The organism is Staphylococcus kloosii (assembly GCF_003019255.1).
Classification (GTDB): Bacteria; Bacillota; Bacilli; order Staphylococcales; family Staphylococcaceae; genus Staphylococcus; species Staphylococcus kloosii.
On the sequence record NZ_CP027846.1, the window covers coordinates 35,200 to 58,324 of the forward strand.

Below are 23,125 nucleotides of genomic sequence, written 5' to 3' on the forward strand. Positions count from 1 at the left end.
ACTTTATTATTTAATTACTGCACCATTTGGAATAGCACTTGGCAAGCTTACTAATGTTAAGACGCCATCTTTTTCGGCTGATAAAATCATACCTTCAGATTTTTGACCCATTAATTTCGCTGGTTTCAAGTTAGTAACGACCGCTACTTTTTTACCAATTATATCTTCAGGATTGTAAAACTTGGCAATTCCTGAAACTATTTGGCGTTGCTCTGAATCTAGGTCGACTTGAATTTTTAATAATTTATCTGATTTAGGAACTTGCTCAGCATCAATTACTGTCGCTGCTTTAATCTCTACTTTATCGAAATCTTTAATATCGATTGTTTCTTTTGCAGGTACTTCTTCTTCAGCATTATCTTCTTTTGGTGGTTGCATAGATTCTTTGATGTATGCAATTTCAGCCTCACTATCAAGACGAGGGAAGATTGGCGTTGGTTTTTCAACTACTGTAATCGGTTCAGTTAATGCACCGTAAGACTCAACGCTAACAAGCTCATGTAATTCTGGATTATTAATATTTAGTTGTTCAAAGATTTGGTAAGGTGCATGTGTTAAGAATGGTCGTAAAATAACCGCTATGATACGGATATTTTCTACTAAGTGAGCCATTACATTACCTAACATATCTTTTTGACTCTCATCTTTAGCTAAAACCCATGGTGTTGTTTCGTCGATATATTTATTCGTACGACTAATAAATTTCCATACTGTAGATAAAGCAACAGAGAACTGTAGGTTTTCCATGTTTTCATGGTAAGTTTTAACAGTGTCCAATGCCATTTGTTCCATATCTTTGTCTAAATCGTTTTGAGCACCTTTATATGCTGGCAACTCACCATCAAAATATTTGTTAATCATCGATATAGTACGATTTACTAAGTTACCAAGGTCATTAGCTAAATCATAATTTGTACGTTCAACGAAGCCTTCAGGCGTAAATACACCATCAGCGCCAAAAGGTAACTCACGTAATAAATAATAACGTGTAGCATCTAAACCGTAACGGTCAATTAACACGTTAGGGTCGACTACGTTACCTTTTGATTTACTCATTTTACCGTCTTTCATTAAGATCCAACCATGCGCAAAGACTTTTTTAGGTAATGGAATATCAAGTGCCATTAATAAAATTGGCCAGATAATTGAGTGGAAACGGACAATTTCCTTGGCCATAATATGAATATCTGCCGGCCAATATTTTTGGAATAATGAATCATCATCCGACAAGTAACCTAATGAAGAAATATAGTTTACCAGTGCATCAATCCAAACGTATACAACGTGTTTAGGATTTGATTTAACACGAATACCCCAATCAAATGAAGTACGAGATACAGCTAAATCTTCTAAACCTGGTTTAATAAAGTTATTAATCATTTCATTTTTACGTGAAGGTGGTTGAATAAAATCAGGATTTTCATCGTAAAATTCTAATAGACGATCTGTGTATTTAGACAAGTTGAAGAAGTAACTTTCTTCTTTGACTAATTCTACATCATGACCTGAGTCTGGACTTTTACCGCCGACAATTTTGCCATTTTCATATACTGGATCTACTAGTTGTGTTTCAGTATAGTATGTTTCATCAGGTACTGAATACCAACCTTCATATTCACCTAGATAAATATCGCCTTGAGACAATAGACGTTCAAAGATTTGTTGTACGACTTCTTTGTGACGTTCTTCTGTAGTACGAATAAAGTCGTCATTAGAGATTTCTAGTTTTTTCCATAAAGCTTTGATACCAGAAATCATTTCATCTAAATAAGCTAACTCAGTTTTACCCGCTTTATGCGCTTTTTCTTGAATTTTTTGACCGTGTTCATCTGTCCCAGTTAAATATCTTACATCGTAACCTTGCATTCTTTTATAGCGTGCAATCACATCACCAGCAGTCGTTGTGTATGCGTGACCGATATGCAAGTTTCCACTCGGATAATATATTGGGGTAGTGATATAAAATGTATCTTTCACCATCATTGTTCCTCCTCGTTTCTTACACTATAAATATATCTAAATTAATATTTGTTTTCAATGAAGCCTTGATGTGCTGAACTATGCATAAGATTACTTATCATTCATATTTTGACGACACCATGTTACTTCTATGTACACTCAATAAACATCTGATTTTATTAAATATAATTATATGCTCTATCTTATCTACAATACCATAAATCGCCATATATTTGGTACCTTTTTATTTCTATTTGAATTAATAAAATACACGTTATTGTTATTAGAAAACTACATTATTTCTTATACAAATACGACATCCTTAATTCACATTATGATAAATATTATAAACCTCACTAGTTTTCATGTTTCTATCTTCAGCCACACTTTTTATAGCAGCTTTCGGCTTCATATCTTGTTCGATATAAGAAGTGACATGCTCTTCTATAGTCATATTTTCAAACCAGCTTGTGTCTTCTACCGCGGTTGCTCCTTCAATTAGAATGACGAATTCACCCTTCAGAGGAATCTGTGATTCATTGACGGCAGTTAATAACTGTAAGACAGATTGTGTTTCGATTTGTTCGAATTTTTTAGTAAGCTCGCGACCTAGCGTAACTTGTCGTTGTTCATCAATTTTAGCAATTGCTTTTAATGTATCTTTCACGCGATGTGGTGATTCATAAATGATTAGCGTACTATCTTGATACATACGCTTCTCTAAAACTTGTAGTTTCTCTTTTTCTTTTCTTGGTAAAAATCCTAAAAAAGTATAAGTAAATGAAGACAATCCACTCGCCATTAACGCTGTAAGACCAGCATTTGGACCTGGTATCGTTTCGACGCGAATTCCCGCTTCTCGCGCTGCCACTACAAGTTCATATCCAGGATCACTTATAAGTGGTAAGCCTGCATCCGAGACCAATGCAATATCTGAACCATTAGTTAATTGTTCTATAAGTACACTTGTTTGCTGTTCTTTATTATGATCATGATACGATTTCAATGGTGGTTGTATATCATAATGATGACATAATTTACTAGTAACTCTTGTGTCTTCGCACGCAATCATATCTACAGACTTAAGTGTCTCAACAGCTCTATACGTTATATCTGCTAAGTTACCTATTGGTGTACCGACTAGAAATAAAGTCCCCATTTATTGCGCCTCCTTAATTAATTGCAGTTTTTTATTTCTTGAATAAGTTTTTATTTCATATTCTCGTTTTAAAGCGCTCGACTTTGTATCATGGGTTTCGTGATATACGAGTGTCACGGGCCTTCTATTTTTAGTATATTTCGCACCCTGACCTAGATTATGTTTCTTCACACGTTGTTCGACGTCTTTAGCATAACCTGTATATAGCGATCCATCTTTACATCGCACAATATAGACATAATGACTATCCATAATATACCTCGCTCATTTCTGATGTATATGTACCATCTTCATTATAAATATAAAAAGGTGGTTGTATTGTCAAACCTTGATTACCACCCTTACGTCCTTCAACAATAATCGTTTGGGCATCCTTTGATTTTTTGCTATATACAAAACATAACTTTTTAGGTTCTATCCCACTTGCCCTCATATTGGACAATACGTCCATTAGACGCTCAGCACGATGAACCATCACCAACCTACCACCTTGTTTCAACAAATGTCTCGCAGCTATACAACAATCTTCTAATGAACACATAATTTCATGCCTAGCGATTTTATGGGCATCTTTTTGATGTTGATGTAATTGATTGCTTTTAAAATATGGTGGATTGCATGTCACTAAACTATACTGCGATGGTTTAAATTGTGTGCGTGCATCTTTCAAATCCATCTCATACATTTGAATCTGAGACGTTAACTGGTTGAAGGCGATGCTACGATTAGCCATATCTACGAGTTGATGCTGTATTTCGATACCATCTATTTGGCGTTTCGTTTTATATGATAATAATAACGGCACCACGCCATTCCCCGAACACAAATCCATGATTGAATCATTTTTTCTAACTTCGGTAAAATGACCTAATAAAAGCGCATCTGTAGAAAAAGAAAAGACATCGTCATTTTGAATGATACGCAAATGTTCTTTCATCAGATAATCTAACCGTTCATGTTCTAACAATTCCATATTAATCCTCCAAAAAAAGGATAAGATGGCGATGCTTGCTATTATTCAAGCCTATCACTAACATCTCATCCTTTAATAACTTATTAATTTACTGTTTAAAACTATTCGCTTAAAACTTCTAAACAAAATAAGCAATCGTCGCCTTTTCTATGCTTACCAAATAGTTCACCTTTACAAATATGAAAGCCTTCTTTATATAACATGGCAAGATTATCCTTACTACGCAATGGTTGTTTAGCGTTAGTAGATTTTGTAGTTTTCTGTTTAGTGGACTCCTCATCTTTATTAATTAAAGATTTTAGGTTGTCATTTTCAATATGTAAGGCTACATTTTCTTCAACTAACTCAACCATTAAATTTTTCATTTCAGTCATATTGTTGTTTACTTCATCAATTTGGCGTTCTAAGCGTGAAAGCTTTTCAAAAATTTCACTTCTATCCAATGTCGCTAAAGCCTCCTAATTAAATGCTTCTAATTCTTCTGCTTTATATTCAAGTGGTTGTTCGAAACCTTCGACTTTAACTTGCATTGAAACGTCTAAAATGTTCAAACCTATTACTTTACCATTACCATCAGGCGTTTCAATATTGTCACCTACGTCTGGTAATTGAGCACGCGCTTCTTCATAATAGTCATTTTCATATTTTAAGCAACACATTAGACGACCACATGCACCAGAAATTTTCGTTGGGTTTAACGATAAATTTTGATCTTTAGCCATCTTAATAGACACGGGTTCAAAGTCACCTAAAAACGTCGAGCAACATAATGAACGACCACATGGTCCAATACCACCTAGTAATTTAGCTTCATCTCTAACACCAATTTGTCTTAATTCAATACGTGTTTTTAATTTTTGAGCTAATATTTTCACCAATTTTCTAAAGTCCACACGGTCATCAGAAGTGAAATTAAAAATTACCTTTGATTTATCTAACGTAAACTCACAATTAACCAATCTCATTGATAAATCCAATTGCTGAATCGTTGATTTGCATAACTCCATCGCTTCACTAGCATCTTGTTCATTTTGGTCATATTTTTCTCTATCTTCGTTTGAAGCTACACGGACAATTTCTTTTAAAGGTAAAGTTACGTCTTCATCTGCAACATCTAAAGGCGCATATTTAACACGTCCCATTTCTATTCCTCTTTTAGATTCAACAACGACCCATTGTCCCGCTTCCAAGTCGTAATTCATCGGGGAATAATACTCTAATTTACCTGACTTTTGAAAGTCTATGCCTACAACATTTTGCATGTTTAACTCACCCCTTTTATAACTATCTGTTCGAACACTAACGTCGGGTTAACATTCTGATTTAATTTTTTATTCGCTTCAGTTATTCTATCATACATTAAAACGATTTGATTAAAATCAATTTTACTCGCATAGTTAGTTATATCTACTTTAATATCTCGATAAATCATTTTATCATCTATGCCAACTTTTGCGTGCATGATATCTTCAAAAAATGCGTTAACCGCTGCTAATGTTAACAATTGCAAACGTCTATTTTTAGCTTGTTTTAATAAATCAACGATACCAATTAAAGCCATATGTTTATTCGATAGCAATAAATTACACCAACGCAAAATACTTTTACGTAACGTTGCTAAATCAGCTTCCTCATTTATACTTAATGCCGTATCTAGTTGTGTCGTATATGTACATAATAACTCGGCAACAGGTCGAGAAATTTCATGTTCTTCCAGTCTTTGAATAAATCGCTCTTTATCTATTGGTTTAAAATAAATGTGCTGACACCTTGAATGGATTGTATTTAAAATTTGCTCTGGTTTAGTAGAAAGCAAAATCGCTACCGTGTTTTCTGGTGGCTCTTCCAAAAATTTTAAAATACTATTCTCGCCTTGAACTGTTAGTTTTTCAAAAGACTCAATAATATATACTTTATGGTCACTTTCTATTGGCAATTGATTCATATGTCTAACAAGTTGTTCTATTTGGTCCTTTTTTATTGTAGTTTCTTCAGAAGCGACATGCATAAAATCAGGATGGTTGAATGTATCTACTTTTAACTGACACTGTTCATTATCGTTACATAAAATTAGTTTCGCAAATTCTAAAGCTACTTGTTGCATTGTTTGTGCGTCATCACCTTCAAATAAATAAGCATGTGATAATTTATTTGAGTGATAAGCATTTGTCAGCATTTCTTGTTCATCCATCACAAAAATACTCCTTTATATAAAAAGGCTGCATATATAGCAAGTTAATTCATATGGTAATAAAATAATTACCTGTATGAATTACAAATGCATATATAGCAACCATAATTTAGAATTGATGGAAAGCTTCAACTGGCATTACGAATACCGTTGCTCCTCCAACTTCAACTTCAACTGGATATGGGATATAAGAATCAGCACTACCACCCATTGGTGTAATTGGCGATACAAGTTGCTCTCTATTACCACATGTATCATCGATAACTTTTAAAATTTCGTCTACACGTTCATCTTCAACACCTGAAAGGAATGTCGTGTTACCTGCTCTTAAAAATCCACCTGTTGTAGCAAGTTTTGTTGCTCTAAAATTATTTTTTACGAGTTGGTCTGAAAGTTCTTGGCTGTCTTGATCTTGGACAATCGCAATAATCATTTTCATATTCATACACCTCTTCACATTATTATATCATAATTTTTCTAAATATTTGAGAATAGATTTATACGTTGCATCCACAACGTCATCGATATTTTGATTGGCGTCAATCACAACAAATCGAGAAGCATCACTGTCAATTACTTTATGATAGCCCTCTACTACTTTTTCATGGAAGGCTACATCTTCCTGATCTAGACGATTTTGTTCACGTAAATTTGATACGATACGTTCTCTTCCTACTTCAACACTAACATCTAAATAAATTGTTAAATCAGGATATAGACCATTAATCGCAAACTCGTTTATTGCTTTAACTTCCTCTACTCCTATACCCCTTGCATAACCTTGATATGCTAAAGAACTATCAATATATCTATCACATAAAACTACTTTACCTTGGTCAAGCGCTGGAATAACTTTGCCTACAAGATGTTCGCGTCTTGATGCTGCAAACAATAAGGCTTCTGTACGTTCATCCATATCGCCACCTTCTAATAATATTTCGCGAATTTGTTCCCCAGTAGATACGCCACCTGGTTCTCTAGTAACAATCGTTTCAAATTTGTCTTGTAATTTTGCTGCTACTTGTTGTAGTACAGTCGTTTTCCCTGAGCCTTCCGGGCCTTCAAACGTAATAAATGCTGACATTTTATTCATCCTTAATTTCTATATAATTATTTTTAATTCCTTCTACTCTCAACTTTTGGTTAGACCAATATCGCAATAATTTTACCATATTTGCAGTTATTTTTTCGCCCTTCAACATAATTGGTATGCCTGGCGGATATGGCACGATATGCGTAGCCAAAATTTTACCCTCGGCCTCTTCAAGCTTAACTGTTCGTGTTTTGTTATTAGCACTGAACTTATAATGTCCTATGGCCGTAGTTTTTATTTGTTTCTCTATCGATATTGAGGATGTTTTAGTTAATTTTAGCCGTTTTATTTTATTTAATAAATCATTAAATGGATAAGTATCATGTTGATGCCATAACGGCAAAACAAACAAGACTTGATATTCATCCGCTAACTCTACAAAAATGCTGTGTGTCTCAAACATCGTCTGTAATTCATATCCATCATATGCGTGATGAGATAAACAAAGTTTTAATGGGTCGTCCATTTCTGTCACTGTTAGCCCTTGTTGCTCTAAATAATCAATTAGTTTTTGCCGTTTATCAAAAAACACGTCACTCTTATAAGTTTCATAAAAGTGATGAGCCAACTCTAGACTAGACATTAACAAATAAGAAGGGCTTGAAGATTGAAAATAACTTAAATAATTGATTACTTGTTGTCTTAGTGGTGCATCCTTATGTATAAACAATACCGAACTCATTGTTAGTGACGGTAAAGTTTTATGATAAGATTGAACGACAAAATCTGCCCCAAAGTTTAACGTTGACTGAGGAAAACCTTCCAAATCAAAATGTGCGCCATGCGCTTCGTCGACTAATACTGGTATGTTCAGTTTATGTAAATGTTCAAGCTGTGGCTTTATATCAAAGCACTCTCCATAATAGTTAGGATAAGTATACACTGCTAATTTATGGTCCTTTTCAAAATAATCTACATTGCTATATGTAGGGCCTAAATATTGGTAAGTATTTGGACTTATATCCATGCCTAATAATAAGGCATTGCCTCGTGCTATCTCAAGACCATGAAAAACTGATTTATGTGCATTTCTCGGGATAATGTAATCTCCTGATGTATGAGCAAATGCTTGAATAACTGATAAAATGCCGGACGTAGTCCCATTAACCAAATAAAAAGCGTCATAGTCTTTATGTTTAGTTATATTAGCCATACTTTCGTACAACACTTCCTCTGGATGATGCAAGTCGTCCAATCCAGTAATTTCAGTCATATCCATATTAATATTTAATTTATCCAAACTACCAATTGTATTATTTTTATGCCCAGGTACATGCATAGAAATTGGATTTTCTTTCATTAAAGATTTCAATTTATTAGTTAACGGTAATGCCATCTTCCATACACATCCACTCTATAGTATTACTAACCCATTATAAAGTATCGCTTTAGCTTCTTCAAAATTTTATTGATAGAGCATTTTATCTTTTAATTAATCTTACATTTTCAGGTATAAAAAAAGAGACTCGAAGGTCTCGTATGGGTTCCTCTATTAGCGGGATGTAAGGCTGCTACCATCGGCGCTAAGAAGCTTTTTTGGCTTGAGGCAAGCGCTCGCATCTTTCCTCACTTGCATGCCTCGCTTACTTGCTTACCTACTCGTAAGCGCGTGGCGCGATGCCTTGAGTTCGTCATCTTCAAACGCTTTCTCTACGCCAATGGGTTTAATGTTTTATTTTCAATTTATATAAACAGACCTACGGTCTTAATGTAATTTAATAATTACTTTAAGAAGTTAAGCTCCTTTAGACATAAAAAAAGAGACCTTTTGGTCTCTTGATCGCCTGGCAACGTCTAAAGTCCCACTCTTTAAGTTTTGTGGGACTTACACAGGTGCTATTCACCTGTGTTCCTCTATTAGCGGGACGTAAATCTGCTACCATCGGCGCTAAGGAGCTTTTTTGGCTTGAGGGGCAAGCGCTCGCATCTTTCCTCACTTGCATGCCTCGCTTACTTGCTTACCTTCTCGTAAGCGCGTGGCGCGATGCACTGAGTTCGTCACCTTCAAACGCTTTCTCTGCGTCAATGGGTTTAATGTTTTATTTTCTGTTTATAGAAAGACCTTCGGTCTTGAAGTGTTTTTAATATTATTCTAAGAAGTTAAGCTCCTTTTAAGCATAAAAAAAAGAGACCTTTTGGTCTCTTGATTGCCTGGCAACGTCCTACTCTAGCGGGACGTAAGTCCGACTACCATCGGCGCTAAGGAGCTTAACTTCTGTGTTCGGCATGGGAACAGGTGTGACCTCCTTGCCATTGTCACCAGACAATGATGTATAAAGTTATACATTCAAAACTAGATAGTAAGTAAATATCATTGTACCAATCAAAACATTTAAATTGATTAAGTCTTCGATCGATTAGTATTCGTCAGCTCCACATGTCGCCATGTTTCCACCTCGAACCTATTAACCTCATCATCTTTGAGGGATCTTATAACCGAAGTTGGGAAATCTCATCTTGAGGGGGGCTTCATGCTTAGATGCTTTCAGCACTTATCCCGTCCATACATAGCTACCCAGCGATGCCGTTGGCACGACAACTGGTACACCAGAGGTATGTCCATCCCGGTCCTCTCGTACTAAGGACAGCTCCTCTCAAATTTCCTACGCCCACGACGGATAGGGACCGAACTGTCTCACGACGTTCTGAACCCAGCTCGCGTACCGCTTTAATGGGCGAACAGCCCAACCCTTGGGACCGACTACAGCCCCAGGATGCGATGAGCCGACATCGAGGTGCCAAACCTCCCCGTCGATGTGAACTCTTGGGGGAGATAAGCCTGTTATCCCCGGGGTAGCTTTTATCCGTTGAGCGATGGCCCTTCCATGCGGAACCACCGGATCACTAAGTCCGTCTTTCGACCCTGCTCGACTTGTAAGTCTCGCAGTCAAGCTCCCTTATGCCTTTACACTCTGTGAATGATTTCCAACCATTCTGAGGGAACCTTTGAGCGCCTCCGTTACTCTTTAGGAGGCGACCGCCCCAGTCAAACTGCCCATCTGACACTGTCTCCCACCATGATCAATGGTGCGGGTTAGAAATCCAACACAGCGAGGGTAGTATCCCACCAACGCCTCCACGTAAACTAGCGTTCACGCTTCTAAGGCTCCTACCTATCCTGTACAAACTGTGCCGAATTTCAATATCAGACTGCAGTAAAGCTCCACGGGGTCTTTCCGTCCTGTCGCGGGTAACCTGCATCTTCACAGGTACTATGATTTCACCGAGTCTCTCGTTGAGACAGTGCCCAAATCGTTACGCCTTTCGTGCGGGTCGGAACTTACCCGACAAGGAATTTCGCTACCTTAGGACCGTTATAGTTACGGCCGCCGTTTACTGGGGCTTCGATTCGTAGCTTCGCAGAAGCTAACCACTCCTCTTAACCTTCCAGCACCGGGCAGGCGTCAGCCCCTATACATCACCTTACGGTTTAGCAGAGACCTGTGTTTTTGATAAACAGTCGCTTGGGCCTATTCACTGCGGCTCTCCCGGGCGTTAACCCTAGAGAGCACCCCTTCTCCCGAAGTTACGGGGTCATTTTGCCGAGTTCCTTAACGAGAGTTCGCTCGCTCACCTTAGAATTCTCATCTTGACTACCTGTGTCGGTTTGCGGTACGGGCACCTAATATTCTAGCTAGAGGCTTTTCTTGGCAGTGTGAAATCAACGACTCGAGGAAACAATTTCCTCTCCCCATCACAGCTTGACCTTATGAGTGCCGGATTTGCCTAACACTCAGTCTTACTGCTTGGACGTGCACTCCAACAGCACGCTTCGCCTATCCTACTGCGTCCCCCCATCGCTTAAAACGAATTTAGGTGGTACAGGAATATCAACCTGTTATCCATCGCCTACGCCTATCGGCCTCAGCTTAGGTCCCGACTAACCCAGAGCGGACGAGCCTTCCTCTGGAAACCTTAGTCAATCGGTGGACGGGATTCTCACCCGTCTTTCGCTACTCACACCGGCATTCTCACTTCTAAGCGCTCCACATGTCCTTGCGATCATGCTTCAACGCCCTTAGAACGCTCTCCTACCATTGTCCTACGGACAATCCACAGCTTCGGTAATATGTTTAGCCCCGGTACATTTTCGGCGCAGTGTCACTCGACTAGTGAGCTATTACGCACTCTTTAAATGATGGCTGCTTCTAAGCCAACATCCTAGTTGTCTGGGCAACGCCACATCCTTTTCCACTTAACATATATTTTGGGACCTTAGCTGGTGGTCTGGGCTGTTTCCCTTTCGAACACGGACCTTATCACCCATGTTCTGACTCCCAAGTTAAATTGATTGGCATTCGGAGTTTGTCTGAATTCGGTAACCCGAGAAGGGCCCCTCGTCCAAACAGTGCTCTACCTCCAATAATCATCACTTGAGGCTAGCCCTAAAGCTATTTCGGAGAGAACCAGCTATCTCCAGGTTCGATTGGAATTTCTCCGCTACCCACAACTCATCCGCTCACTTTTCAACGTAAGTCGGTTCGGTCCTCCATTCAGTGTTACCTGAACTTCAACCTGGTCATGGGTAGATCACCTGGTTTCGGGTCTACGACCAAATACTCAACGCCCTATTCAGACTCGCTTTCGCTACGGCTCCACATTTCCTGCTTAACCTTGCATCAAATCGTAACTCGCCGGTTCATTCTACAAAAGGCACGCCATCACCCATTAACGGGCTCTGACTACTTGTAAGCACACGGTTTCAAGTTCTCTTTCACTCCCCTTCCGGGGTACTTTTCACCTTTCCCTCACGGTACTGGTTCACTATCGGTCACTAGAGAGTATTTAGCCTTGGGAGATGGTCCTCCCAGATTCCGACGGAATTTCACGTGCTCCGTCGTACTCAGGATCCACTCAAGAGGGTTATCGTTTTCGACTACAGGATTATTACCTTCTTTGATGTATCTTTCCAGATACTTCGTCTAACAATAACTTTTGTAACTCCGTATAGAGTGTCCTACAACCCCAACAAGCAAGCTTGTTGGTTTGGGCTGTTCCCGTTTCGCTCGCCGCTACTCAGGGAATCGATTTTTCTTTCTCTTCCTCCGGGTACTAAGATGTTTCAGTTCTCCGGGTATGCCTTCTAACATGCTATGTATTCACATGTTGATAACACGACATGACTCGTGTTGGGTTTCCCCATTCGGAAATCTCTGGATCAAAGCTTACTTACAGCTCCCCAAAGCATATCGTCGTTAGTAACGTCCTTCTTCGGCTTCTAGTGCCAAGGCATCCACCGTGCGCCCTTAATAACTTAATCTTTTTGTTTTCAAGTCAAACGCTCGCATTCTGCTTTGTTGCTTCGTCTGATTGTCAGTTGTTTACAGAAGTAAACGCCTTAAATCATCCTCGCAACGCATTGACTGACAAACGTTTTCTTTTGAAAACATCTATCGAAGTCAAACGCAATGTTTAACTCAAAACCCAAAATGTTATTAATCTGTGAGTGTTCTTTCGAACACTAGCGATTATTTTAGTTTGAATTCAAGCTTTTTAAAACTCTAATTCACTCGGTTTTGCTTGGTAAAATCTATATTTTACTTACTTATCTAGTTTTCAATGTACAATCTTTGAATACTCTATGAGCATTCAAAACTGAATACAATATGTCTACGTTATTCCGTTTCATCTTCGTAGAAGATGTTCCGAATATATCCTTAGAAAGGAGGTGATCCAGCCGCACCTTCCGATACGGCTACCTTGTTACGACTTCACCCCAATCATTTGTCCCACCTTCGACGGCTAGCTCCATAATGGTTACTCCACCGGCTTCGGGTGTTACAAACTCTCGTGGTGTGACGGGCGGTGTGTACAAGACCCGGGAACGTATTCACCGTAGCATGCTGATCTACGATTACTAGCGATTCCAGCTTCATGTAGTCGAGTTGCAGACTACAATCCGAACTGAGAACAACTTTATGGGATTTGCATGACCTCGCGGTTTAGCTGCCCTTTGTATTGTCCATTGTAGCACGTGTGTAGCCCAAATCATAAGGGGCATGATGATTTGACGTCATCCCCACCTTCCTCCGGTTTGTCACCGGCAGTCAACTTAGAGTGCCCAACTTAATGATGGCAACTAAGCTTAAGGGTTGCGCTCGTTGCGGGACTTAACCCAACATCTCACGACACGAGCTGACGACAACCATGCACCACCTGTCACTTTGTCCCCCGAAGGGGAAAGCTCTGTCTCCAGAGTGGTCAAAGGATGTCAAGATTTGGTAAGGTTCTTCGCGTTGCTTCGAATTAAACCACATGCTCCACCGCTTGTGCGGGTCCCCGTCAATTCCTTTGAGTTTCAACCTTGCGGTCGTACTCCCCAGGCGGAGTGCTTAATGCGTTAGCTGCAGCACTAAGGGGCGGAAACCCCCTAACACTTAGCACTCATCGTTTACGGCGTGGACTACCAGGGTATCTAATCCTGTTTGATCCCCACGCTTTCGCACATCAGCGTCAGTTACAGACCAGAAAGTCGCCTTCGCCACTGGTGTTCCTCCATATCTCTGCGCATTTCACCGCTACACATGGAATTCCACTTTCCTCTTCTGCACTCAAGTCTCCCAGTTTCCAATGACCCTCCACGGTTGAGCCGTGGGCTTTCACATCAGACTTAAGAAACCGCCTACGCGCGCTTTACGCCCAATAATTCCGGATAACGCTTGCCACCTACGTATTACCGCGGCTGCTGGCACGTAGTTAGCCGTGGCTTTCTGATTAGGTACCGTCAAGGTGCGCACAGTTACTTACGCACTTGTTCTTCCCTAATAACAGAGCTTTACGATCCGAAGACCTTCATCACTCACGCGGCGTTGCTCCGTCAGGCTTTCGCCCATTGCGGAAGATTCCCTACTGCTGCCTCCCGTAGGAGTCTGGACCGTGTCTCAGTTCCAGTGTGGCCGATCACCCTCTCAGGTCGGCTACGTATCGTTGCCTTGGTAAGCCGTTACCTTACCAACTAGCTAATACGGCGCGGGTCCATCTATAAGTGATAGCAAAGCCATCTTTCACTGTAGAACCATGCGGTTCTATATGTTATCCGGCATTAGCTTCGGTTTCCCGAAGTTATTCCAGTCTTATAGGTAGGTTACCCACGTGTTACTCACCCGTCCGCCGCTAACGTCAAAGGAGCAAGCTCCTTATCTGTTCGCTCGACTTGCATGTATTAGGCACGCCGCCAGCGTTCATCCTGAGCCAGGATCAAACTCTCCATAAAAATTATGATGTTTGATTAGCTCATAAATACTAATTGTGTGTTATCTCTAACACGTTTAAACCAACGATTATATCGTTGCGTTTGGAATTAACGTTGACATATTGCAATTCAGTTTTCAATGTTCATTTATCAATCCGACAAGAAACAATTTTACAGAAGTTTTAACTAAATGTCAATAACTTTTTAAAAGTTTTTCAAATCGTTTTTTTAATGTTCGTCGTTTGTTTCGCTCGACAAGTAAATACTATACAGGCATTTTGAAGAATGCACAACGGTAAAATTTACACTAATTAGCCAAATCAAACCTCGTTTCGCTATAGTTTCCGAACGATAATGTATTATGATTGTATTTAGTTCGTTTAAATACATAAAACCTACTAATAAAGCCTCCGTCAAACCTTGTAACCCCTTTATTTACAAACTTTAACTTTTTTTAAAATATTTATAAAAAAAATAAAGCCACCGCTTCACAGCGATAGCTTTACATCTCAGTCCTACCCATAATAGCTTTTGATAGCGTTACTTCATCTGCGTATTCTAAGTCTCCGCCAACTGACAAGCCTTGCGCTAATCTAGTTACAGTTATTCCTATTGGCTTAACGAGACGCGAAATATACATTGCTGTAGATTCGCCTTCTAAGTTAGGGTTCATTGCTAATATTAATTCTTTTACGCCTTCATCTTTCAAACGATTGATAAGGGAAGGGATATTGATATCTTCAGGTCCAATTCCATCCATTGGAGATATTGAGCCATGAAGCACATGATACAATCCTTTGAACTCTCGCATTTTTTCCATAGCAATAACATCTTTATCGTCTTCAACTACACAGATAATAGAACGATCTCTTTGTTTATCCTGACATATATAGCATGGGTCTTGCTCTGTTATATGTCCGCATTCACTACAATAGGTTAATTCACGTTTAACATCTACTAGTGCTTTCGCAAATTGAACGACATCGTCTTCTTTCATATCTAATACGTGAAATGCCAGACGTTGTGCCGTTTTCGGTCCAATGCCTGGCAATTTCATGAAACTGTCAATCAGTTTAGAAATAGGTTCTGGATATTGCATGTTATCACATTCCAGGAATGTTTAAGCCTTTAGTGTGCTTACCTAAGCGTTCTTGTGATAATTCATCAGCTTTGTTCATCGCTTCATTAGTAGCAGCAATCACTAAATCTTGTAACATTTCAATGTCGTCAGGGTCTACCGCTTCTTCTTTAATAACAACGTCTACTACTTCTTTGTGACCAGTCACTGTTACAGTAACCATACCGCCACCTGCAGTTCCTTCAACGCGTTCTTCTTTTAATTTCTCTTGCTCTTCGCCCATTTTCTTTTGCATTTTTTGCATTTGTTTCATCATTTGTTGCATATTTCCGCCACCGCGCATAATGTAAATCCTCCTTAGATATTCTTTATATTATTAAAATTATGCTTTGCTAATATTATACATGCCTTTATATTTATTGTCATGTATCACTCTTCATCAATAACGTTAACTGTATTTTCACCAAATAAGTCTTTCGCTTTCTGAACTACATCTACTTCTTCTGGTTCATCAGCTTGCTGACTCTCACCACTATTATCATTAGAAGTAGCTCCGTCACTAGATTTTCTATTTTGTAAATATTCTGATCTTACTCTCATCCACTGATCGGATGGCACGCCAACAACTTTAACACTCTTATCTATGATATTACATACGACGTTTTCTATATTTTCGCGCTTTTCATCATTCTTATTAACGATTTCACAATGAATCTCTTCTTCAAATTTGATTAATACATGTGTTTCACTCGCTGCCACAGGTTCAGAGTTTTGTAATAAACTAACTAATGATTTCATATCATTATTTTTAGCATGATCTACTACTTCTCCCCAATGGTCTTTCAACAATTTAATATCTTCTTTATTCGCTTTATCTAACACTTTAGTAATTTGCTGCATTGAGAAAATATTCTTGGACTTACTACCACGATTGCTCGGTTGTGGTTTAGCTGGTTGCGCCGCTGGTGTAGCTGCACCTTGTGTTTTCAAAGTTTTTAATTCGTTTTCTAGTTGTTCCATACGTTGAAGCAAGACATCATTATTAGGTTCGGAAGCTACACTCGTAGTAGCAACATTTTGAATCGTTTGTGGTTGTTCCTTTACCATTTCAGATAATTTCACTAACAAGACTTCGAAATGTACGTTTTGATTTACGCTAAATCGAATCGACACTAATGTATCATTTATTATATCTATCATTTGATACAACGTTTCTAATTCAAAATGCATTAATGCATCATACTCAGTATTAGCATCAGCAGTTTTGTTCATAATAGTATCTCTAACAAAGTAAATCATATCATTAATGAGACGATTGACTTCTTTGCCGTCTGCTACAAATTGGTGATATGTGCTAAACGCTGACTTCACATCACCATCTATAATTTGTGCGAACAATTTATTGAGCGCTTCGTCATCAACACTACCCGTTACATTCAATGCGTCTTGTAATGTTAAATGATCGTCTCCAAATGCAATAGCCTGATCCATAATACTCAATGCATCACGCATACCACCTTCTGAAGCTTTAGCTACAAAATCAAGCGCTGCATCGTCATAATCTATTTGTTGCTCTTCCGCTACAAACTTCAATCTCTCAACAATTTGATCATGATTAATAGATTTAAAATCAAAGCGTTGCGCTCTCGAGATAATAGTTGGAGGTATTTTATGTGGTTCTGTAGTCGCTAAAATAAAAATAGCGTGTGCTGGTGGTTCTTCTAAAGTTTTTAATAAGGCGTTAAATGCCCCTGTAGTAAGCATATGAACCTCATCAATAATATAGACTTTATATTTTGATTCGCTCGGTGCATATTTTACTTTATCTCTTATATTTCTTATTTCATCGACACCATTGTTACTTGCGGCATCGATTTCTATAATGTCAGAATTAGTACCTTGTGTAATGCCTTTGCATATCACACACTCATTACATGGCTCCCCATTTTCACTATTCAAACAGTTAATTGCTTTCGCAAACACCTTAGCAATACTCGTTTTACCAGTTCCACGAGGTCCACTAAATATATATGCATGGGATTGCTTCCCTTTTGAAATTGCATTACGTAAAGTTTTAGTTACATGCTCTTGACCTACGACATCACTAAACGCTTGAGGTCTAAACATTCTATATAAAGCCTGGTAATTCACACTCGCACCTCCAATAACATTCACTACACATTATAGCATTGTCATTCAAATTATGACTATCAATTAAAAGCAGCAGGATAATTCACTTTACCTGAAGGTCTGTTAGCATCAGTCAAAAATTTAACCATAAAATAAGCTTTAGGAACATCAAAAGGCGCATAAATTTTATAATTATCAGCACACTCATAACCTAATTCTTGATAATATTCAGGATCACCCAACACAACAATCGTCTCATAGCCATGATTTTTAGCTCGCTCTTCTACTGCTTGTATGAGCGCTTTGCCTAACCCCTGATTACGATATTCTGATATCACAGACACTGGTGCTAATGCTAAAGCAACATGTTGCGCGTGTTCATCTTCTATTGTTACTTCAGATAATAACGCATGTCCTACAACTTCTCCTGCGTCATTTTTAGCCACTACTTCCAATTCATAATTATAAGTCTCAGACTTTCTAATCTTATTAACAAGTTGTTGCTCATCGTGATTTGACATCTCAACGTTTTTGAACGCTGCTTCAATAGCTTGTAAACTCGTTTCATAATCATTTTCGGTTAATGTACTTAGATATATTTGCATAGATGTCCCTCCATCGTCTTCGTTATGTAAATATTACACTATTCTCCACAAATATTCTCGTCATACTATTTTTTCATCATAATATAAAAAAGAACGACTTATAGCAACTATAAGTCGTTCTCAATTTATGTAATTTAATTATTTTAAAATTTAAAACCGTGCACCTTTGCATCGAGTGTAATTCACAAACGTTACCAAAGTCGACAGCTAAATCTCGGCTACCCTACGGCACATATGATAATCCACTTAATGCTGCTTCCGTCAGGACCTGACATGGTTCATGGGTTCACATTGCATAAGACCGAAATCTTCAAACACTACGTGCTTTGGGCAGACTTCACAAAAATACACCCTCAGCAAAGGAATTAAGTCTCGCATAAGCGGTTTTCGAGTACAGGGAACCGCTACCTCCCCACCTAGCACGGCAAAGTTTATAATACTATAATTTACAACTTCATTGCAAGACATATGACCGAACTTATTGATAATTGTTTTTTTAATAGCCTTTTAACGTACAAAACAACTATTTACAGTTTTCTTCTACGCGAAAAATCATTGAATCTAAATTCGGTAGCTAGATGTTTTGATATATTGTATTGAAAGCGTTCAGTATTTTTTAAATGAACAATGCCTCTGACCGTAGCAGTATAAGGCGGTTCTATATTTCCAAATTGTTCAAACTCTAAATCACCAAAAGGTTCAAAAGTAATGGCTTTATTAGAATAACTAATTTCAAGTCCTAATACATTCTCTATATAATGATAAATTGATGATTGCGCATCTTCTATAGTAATGTCCGGTACCATGTCAGCCACAAGATAATCTTCGTCAATAATCTTTACTTTATCATTTAACATTCTCAACCTAACTATATGCCATAATACAGCGCTGGCCGTTAGTCCTAGCTGTTCCTTAATATACGGCTCTTCACCTGCTTTAATCTGTTCAAATGTAATTACCCTCGTTTGATATTGTAGTTGTAAATCATTTTTCACTTCATTAAAGCTCATTAAGTCAGCAAACGGAAACTCTGTAATATTTTGGTAAATAACAACAGAACCCTTACCTCTAATCTTCTGTATCATACCGTCGCTAACTAATAAGTTAAGTGCTTTTCTAACAGTTTCTCGAGAAGCTTGATAATATTCAACTAAGTCATGTTCAGAAGGAATACGTTCACCGTACGTTAGCTCTTCTGATAAAATTGCTGATTTTAATGTTTCATATATTAAAACAAATTTTTTCTTTCCCATGTTTTCCACTCTTCTACCTATTATTGAGCAATTACTATCGCTCCAAATCCATCTATAGTGCCACTATTACATTTGCCATTTTGCAGTATAATATCGCCTTCGATATTCAAATCTTTCGGTAATGTTATAGCCGATTTTGAAAAGTTCGAAATGACAAGCCAAGTTTCGCCTTTATAATGACGTTTATAGATAAATAAATGTTCATCGTCCATATATAACGGCTCTATACTACCATACGTAATAATATCGTGTTTATGTCGTAATTCAATTAATTTTTTATATACATACAAAATCGAATTTTTATCAGCAATAGCTGCTTCGACATTTATTTTGTTGTAATTATTAGGTAATTCTATCCATGGTGTACCAGTAGTAAATCCTGCATTACGTTCGTTAGTCCATTGTACTGGCGTTCTAGAATTATCTCGTGATTTTTGTCCTAATATCTCTATTATTTCCGCTTCATCATAACCTTTATTTTGCATGGCTTTATATGCATTTAATGATTCTACATCTCTATATTGTTCTATTGAAGTAAAATGTGGATCGGTCATGCCTATTTCTTCGCCTTGATAAATATATGGTGTACCTTGTAGCATATGCAGCGCAATGGCTAACATTTTGCCACTTCGTACTCTTAAATCTTCTGTCGTATCATCACCAAATCTTGAAACGACACGTGGTTGGTCATGATTGCACCAAAATATAGCGTTCCATCCTCCACCTTCATAGATACCAAGTTGCCATTCCATTAATATTTCTTTTAGCTTCAAGAAGTCTAACTTTGCATTAGACCATTTTTCTCCATCGACGTAATCTACTTTTAAATGATGGAAATTGAAGACACTACTTAATTCTTGTCGTTCGGGGTTAGTATATTTAATACAGTGGTCAATTGTAGTAGATGACATTTCACCGACTGTCATCATGTCTTTATCACCAAAAGTATGACGATTCATTTCATGTAAATAGTCATGCACACGTGGGCCATCTGTATAAAATTCTTTCCCTATTTTTTCAGAGTCTTTAAACTCGCCTTTCGAAATAAGGTTAATCACATCAAAACGGAAACCATCGACACCAAAATCAATCCAATAATTGATAACATCGTAAAGTTCACTTCTTACTTGCGGATTATCCCAATTCAAATCCGCTTGCGTTACATCAAATAAATGTAAATAATATGTTTCAGTTTCAGGATCATATTTCCAAGCGTTACCACCAAATTTAGATTCCCAGTTTGTAGGTGGTACATCATTAGCGGAACGTCTAAAGAAATAATAATCTCTATAAGGGTTATCGACGCTTGAATAAGCTTTTTTAAACCATTCATGCTCTGTCGAAGTATGGTTAATTACTATATCTAACATAATTTTCAAGTCACGTTGATGGGCTTGTTCAATTAACGCTTTTAAATCATCAATATTCCCAAATTGGTCATTAATTTTATAATAATCACTAATATCATAACCGTTATCGTTCATCGGGGACTCATACACTGGCGTTAACCATAAGTAATCTACACCTAGAAATTGTAAGTAATCCAGTTTTTCAATTATGCCGTTAATATCGCCTTCTCCATTCCCAGTTGTATCATTAAATGACTTAGGATAAATTTGATAAACTACAGACTTTTTCCAATCATTTTGCGCCATGATTCATTCCACCTTTACTTTTTATGAAAAATAAACTCGCTAAATCAACATAGCGAGTTTATTTGTTGTTGTATAGCCTTTATTACTCTTCTACCAATTCTTTTGTTTCTTCTTTACTGAATCGAGATAAGATTATCGTTAAAACAAACGGTACGATGATGGCTAGTAACGTACAAACTAAATATACGCCCCAGAATTCTTTTTGAATCGAAATAAATGCAGGTACACCACCAACACCAACTTTACCAAGTACGCCACTTGCACCGATAATCGCTCCTAATACACAAGAAGTTATAATAGATGCTAAGAATGGATATTTCAGAGGTAAGTTGACCCCAAACATTGCCGGCTCTGTTACGCCTAAGAAACCAGAAATACCTGAAGTTACAGCTAAACCTTGCTCTTTAACCATTTTACGTTTTTTATAGACATACCAAGCACCAAATGCAGCAGAACCCTGACAAATATTAGAAATTGCAACGATTGGCCATAAGTAAGTGCCTTGTAAATGACTGCCCATTAATTGGAAGTCTACAGCTAAGAACATGTGATGTAGTCCTGTAATAACTAATGGTGCGTAGAATAATCCGTAAATCGCACCGCCTAACCAACCAGCATGTTCAAAAACAAAGGTAACGCCGTTTGTAATACCAGTACCAATCCATAAAGCTACCGGTCCGATAACGATAAACGCTAAAAATCCTGTGATTAATAAAGATACAGGTCCTACAACAAGCATTTTAATAGAATCTAACACACGTTTATTCAGGAATTTTTCAATTTGTGCTAATACGTATGTCGCAAGTAATATTGGTAATACTTGTCCTTGGTAGTTTAATTGTTTAATGTGCAAGCCGAAAATATTCCATGTAGGGATATGGCCTTTAGCAATATCAGATTGTGGTACTAATTGAGGATTCATTAGTATTAAACCTAATACCAAACCAAGAATTTGACTCCCACCGAACACACGCATACTACTCCAACCAACAAGTGCTGGTAAAAATGTAAAAGCAGTATTTGCAATTACATTAATAATATCCGAGAAATCTCCAAGTTGTGGGAATTGTTTCACTAATGGATCTGGTCCAAATAAATTTTCCATCGTTAATAAGTTATTAATCCCTAAAAGCAAACCAGCAGTCACGATTGCTGGTAAGATCGGAATAAATATATCCCCCAACAATTTGATTAATCTTTGTAGCGCATTTCCCTTTTGCGCCGCTACTGCTTTGGCATCATCTTTAGATGCTTCAGAAGAACCAGTTTCTTCGATAAATTGTTTATAAACTTCATCGACCGTACCGGGACCAATAACTATTTGATATTGGTTATCCGCTTTAAACTGGCCTTTCACTAAATCATTCTCACTTAATTTATCCTTATCTACCTTATCGTCATCTTTCAACACTATACGCAAACGAGTGACACAGTGCGTGGCTGTGTCGACATTCTCTTTTCCCCCAATTGCTGCAACGATATCTTGAACATCTTTTCTTTTTACAGCCAAGATAATTCACTCCCATCTTTATATCTTAATGAGATTATACATGTATAGACAAGTTATGTAAAGGCTTTCACTTTCACTTACAAAACATTCCATCATTGAATTAAACGTGCCAAAAGCATTAAAAAAGGCAAGTATTCAATAATTTGAATACTTGCCTTTTGTATCTATTAGTCTTGGATTATTTATTAATGGCGGAGGAAGAGGGATTCGAACCCCCGCGGGCCGTTAAGCCCCTGTCGGTTTTCAAGACCGATCCCTTCAGCCGGACTTGGGTATTCCTCCAAACGAACACAACAATAATATTATTATAGCTCGTTTTAAAAGTCA

Annotated in this window: 17 protein-coding genes, 1 tRNA gene, 3 rRNA genes and 1 other RNA gene; all 22 read right to left on the reverse strand. The window is 37.9% G+C overall.

Annotated elements, in window-relative coordinates; all coding sequences use genetic code 11:
* Positions 1-6: 6 nt before the first annotated feature.
* On the reverse strand, positions 7-1,980 hold the full coding sequence (gene metG / locus C7J89_RS00205) for a methionine--tRNA ligase (protein WP_103295322.1): 1,974 nt from the start codon (positions 1,978-1,980) through the stop codon (positions 7-9).
* Positions 1,981-2,281: 301 nt separating this feature from the next.
* Entirely contained in the window at positions 2,282-3,118 is an 837-nt protein-coding gene (rsmI, locus tag C7J89_RS00210) for a 16S rRNA (cytidine(1402)-2'-O)-methyltransferase (RefSeq protein ID WP_061855553.1), read from the reverse strand.
* On the reverse strand, positions 3,119-3,370 hold the full coding sequence (locus tag C7J89_RS00215) for a GIY-YIG nuclease family protein (RefSeq protein WP_061855554.1): 252 nt from the start codon (positions 3,368-3,370) through the stop codon (positions 3,119-3,121). It lies immediately after the preceding gene.
* Positions 3,363-4,091 (reverse strand): tRNA1(Val) (adenine(37)-N6)-methyltransferase, encoded by a 729-nt coding sequence (locus C7J89_RS00220; protein WP_103295323.1) that lies wholly within the window; start codon positions 4,089-4,091, stop codon positions 3,363-3,365. Before C7J89_RS00220 ends, C7J89_RS00215 begins: the two co-directional genes overlap by 8 nt.
* 101 nt (positions 4,092-4,192) lie before the next feature.
* Positions 4,193-4,534, reverse strand: a complete 342-nt coding sequence (gene yabA / locus C7J89_RS00225; RefSeq protein ID WP_061855556.1) for a DNA replication initiation control protein YabA — start codon at positions 4,532-4,534, stop codon at positions 4,193-4,195.
* A gap of 15 nt (positions 4,535-4,549) precedes the next feature.
* Positions 4,550-5,353: a PSP1 domain-containing protein gene (locus tag C7J89_RS00230; protein WP_103295324.1), complete on the reverse strand. Its 804-nt coding sequence runs from the start codon at positions 5,351-5,353 to the stop codon at positions 4,550-4,552.
* Between the two features lie 2 nt (positions 5,354-5,355).
* Positions 5,356-6,282, reverse strand: coding sequence for a DNA polymerase III subunit delta' C-terminal domain-containing protein (locus tag C7J89_RS00235; RefSeq protein WP_103295325.1), 927 nt, complete (start codon positions 6,280-6,282; stop codon positions 5,356-5,358).
* A 109-nt stretch (positions 6,283-6,391) separates the two neighbouring features.
* Positions 6,392-6,721, reverse strand: a complete 330-nt coding sequence (locus C7J89_RS00240) for a cyclic di-AMP receptor DarA (RefSeq protein WP_061855559.1) — start codon at positions 6,719-6,721, stop codon at positions 6,392-6,394.
* Between the two features lie 27 nt (positions 6,722-6,748).
* Positions 6,749-7,366 carry a dTMP kinase gene (gene tmk / locus C7J89_RS00245; protein ID WP_061855560.1) on the reverse strand — a complete coding sequence of 206 codons (618 nt, stop codon included), beginning with the start codon at positions 7,364-7,366 and terminating at the stop codon, positions 6,749-6,751.
* A 1-nt stretch (position 7,367) separates the two neighbouring features.
* The gene (locus C7J89_RS00250; RefSeq protein WP_103295326.1) at positions 7,368-8,711 is read right to left on the reverse strand and encodes an aminotransferase class I/II-fold pyridoxal phosphate-dependent enzyme; all 1,344 of its coding nucleotides are present in this window, start codon (positions 8,709-8,711) and stop codon (positions 7,368-7,370) included.
* Between the two features lie 813 nt (positions 8,712-9,524).
* Positions 9,525-9,639 (reverse strand): 5S ribosomal RNA (gene rrf / locus C7J89_RS00255).
* A gap of 73 nt (positions 9,640-9,712) precedes the next feature.
* Positions 9,713-12,635: ribosomal RNA gene (locus C7J89_RS00260) — 23S ribosomal RNA — on the reverse strand.
* 401 nt (positions 12,636-13,036) lie between these two features.
* A 16S ribosomal RNA gene (locus C7J89_RS00265) occupies positions 13,037-14,588 on the reverse strand.
* Together the 16S, 23S and 5S rRNA genes form the textbook arrangement of a ribosomal RNA operon.
* 481 nt (positions 14,589-15,069) lie before the next feature.
* On the reverse strand, positions 15,070-15,666 hold the full coding sequence (gene recR, locus C7J89_RS00270) for a recombination mediator RecR (RefSeq protein WP_048794399.1): 597 nt from the start codon (positions 15,664-15,666) through the stop codon (positions 15,070-15,072).
* A gap of 4 nt (positions 15,667-15,670) precedes the next feature.
* The gene (locus C7J89_RS00275; protein WP_048794400.1) at positions 15,671-15,988 is read right to left on the reverse strand and encodes a YbaB/EbfC family nucleoid-associated protein; all 318 of its coding nucleotides are present in this window, start codon (positions 15,986-15,988) and stop codon (positions 15,671-15,673) included.
* Between the two features lie 86 nt (positions 15,989-16,074).
* Entirely contained in the window at positions 16,075-17,796 is a 1,722-nt protein-coding gene (gene dnaX / locus C7J89_RS00280; RefSeq protein ID WP_061853404.1) for a DNA polymerase III subunit gamma/tau, read from the reverse strand.
* A gap of 59 nt (positions 17,797-17,855) precedes the next feature.
* Positions 17,856-18,380: a GNAT family N-acetyltransferase gene (locus C7J89_RS00285; protein WP_103296023.1), complete on the reverse strand. Its 525-nt coding sequence runs from the start codon at positions 18,378-18,380 to the stop codon at positions 17,856-17,858.
* Between the two features lie 156 nt (positions 18,381-18,536).
* An RNA gene (gene ffs / locus C7J89_RS00290) (signal recognition particle sRNA large type) lies at positions 18,537-18,805 on the reverse strand.
* A gap of 102 nt (positions 18,806-18,907) precedes the next feature.
* Positions 18,908-19,633, reverse strand: coding sequence for a trehalose operon repressor (gene treR, locus C7J89_RS00295; protein ID WP_103296024.1), 726 nt, complete (start codon positions 19,631-19,633; stop codon positions 18,908-18,910).
* A 20-nt stretch (positions 19,634-19,653) separates the two neighbouring features.
* On the reverse strand, positions 19,654-21,291 hold the full coding sequence (gene treC / locus C7J89_RS00300; protein ID WP_170066450.1) for an alpha,alpha-phosphotrehalase: 1,638 nt from the start codon (positions 21,289-21,291) through the stop codon (positions 19,654-19,656).
* Between the two features lie 79 nt (positions 21,292-21,370).
* Entirely contained in the window at positions 21,371-22,798 is a 1,428-nt protein-coding gene (gene treP / locus C7J89_RS00305; RefSeq protein ID WP_103296026.1) for a PTS system trehalose-specific EIIBC component, read from the reverse strand.
* 189 nt (positions 22,799-22,987) lie between these two features.
* Positions 22,988-23,080: transfer RNA gene (locus C7J89_RS00310), tRNA-Ser, on the reverse strand.
* Positions 23,081-23,125: the final 45 nt, after the last annotated feature.

Coding starts and splice junctions, on each gene's coding strand:
- metG (WP_103295322.1), bottom strand. CDS start 1,980: ATGGTGAAAGATACATTTTATATCACTACCCCAATATATTATCCGAGT.
- rsmI (WP_061855553.1), bottom strand. CDS start 3,118: ATGGGGACTTTATTTCTAGTCGGTACACCAATAGGTAACTTAGCAGAT.
- C7J89_RS00215 (WP_061855554.1), bottom strand. CDS start 3,370: ATGGATAGTCATTATGTCTATATTGTGCGATGTAAAGATGGATCGCTA.
- C7J89_RS00220 (WP_103295323.1), bottom strand. CDS start 4,091: ATGGAATTGTTAGAACATGAACGGTTAGATTATCTGATGAAAGAACAT.
- C7J89_RS00230 (WP_103295324.1), bottom strand. CDS start 5,353: ATGCAAAATGTTGTAGGCATAGACTTTCAAAAGTCAGGTAAATTAGAG.
- C7J89_RS00235 (WP_103295325.1), bottom strand. CDS start 6,282: ATGGATGAACAAGAAATGCTGACAAATGCTTATCACTCAAATAAATTA.
- C7J89_RS00240 (WP_061855559.1), bottom strand. CDS start 6,721: ATGAAAATGATTATTGCGATTGTCCAAGATCAAGACAGCCAAGAACTT.
- tmk (WP_061855560.1), bottom strand. CDS start 7,366: ATGTCAGCATTTATTACGTTTGAAGGCCCGGAAGGCTCAGGGAAAACG.
- C7J89_RS00250 (WP_103295326.1), bottom strand. CDS start 8,711: ATGGCATTACCGTTAACTAATAAATTGAAATCTTTAATGAAAGAAAAT.
- recR (WP_048794399.1), bottom strand. CDS start 15,666: ATGCAATATCCAGAACCTATTTCTAAACTGATTGACAGTTTCATGAAA.
- C7J89_RS00275 (WP_048794400.1), bottom strand. CDS start 15,988: ATGCGCGGTGGCGGAAATATGCAACAAATGATGAAACAAATGCAAAAA.
- C7J89_RS00285 (WP_103296023.1), bottom strand. CDS start 18,380: ATGCAAATATATCTAAGTACATTAACCGAAAATGATTATGAAACGAGT.
- treR (WP_103296024.1), bottom strand. CDS start 19,633: ATGGGAAAGAAAAAATTTGTTTTAATATATGAAACATTAAAATCAGCA.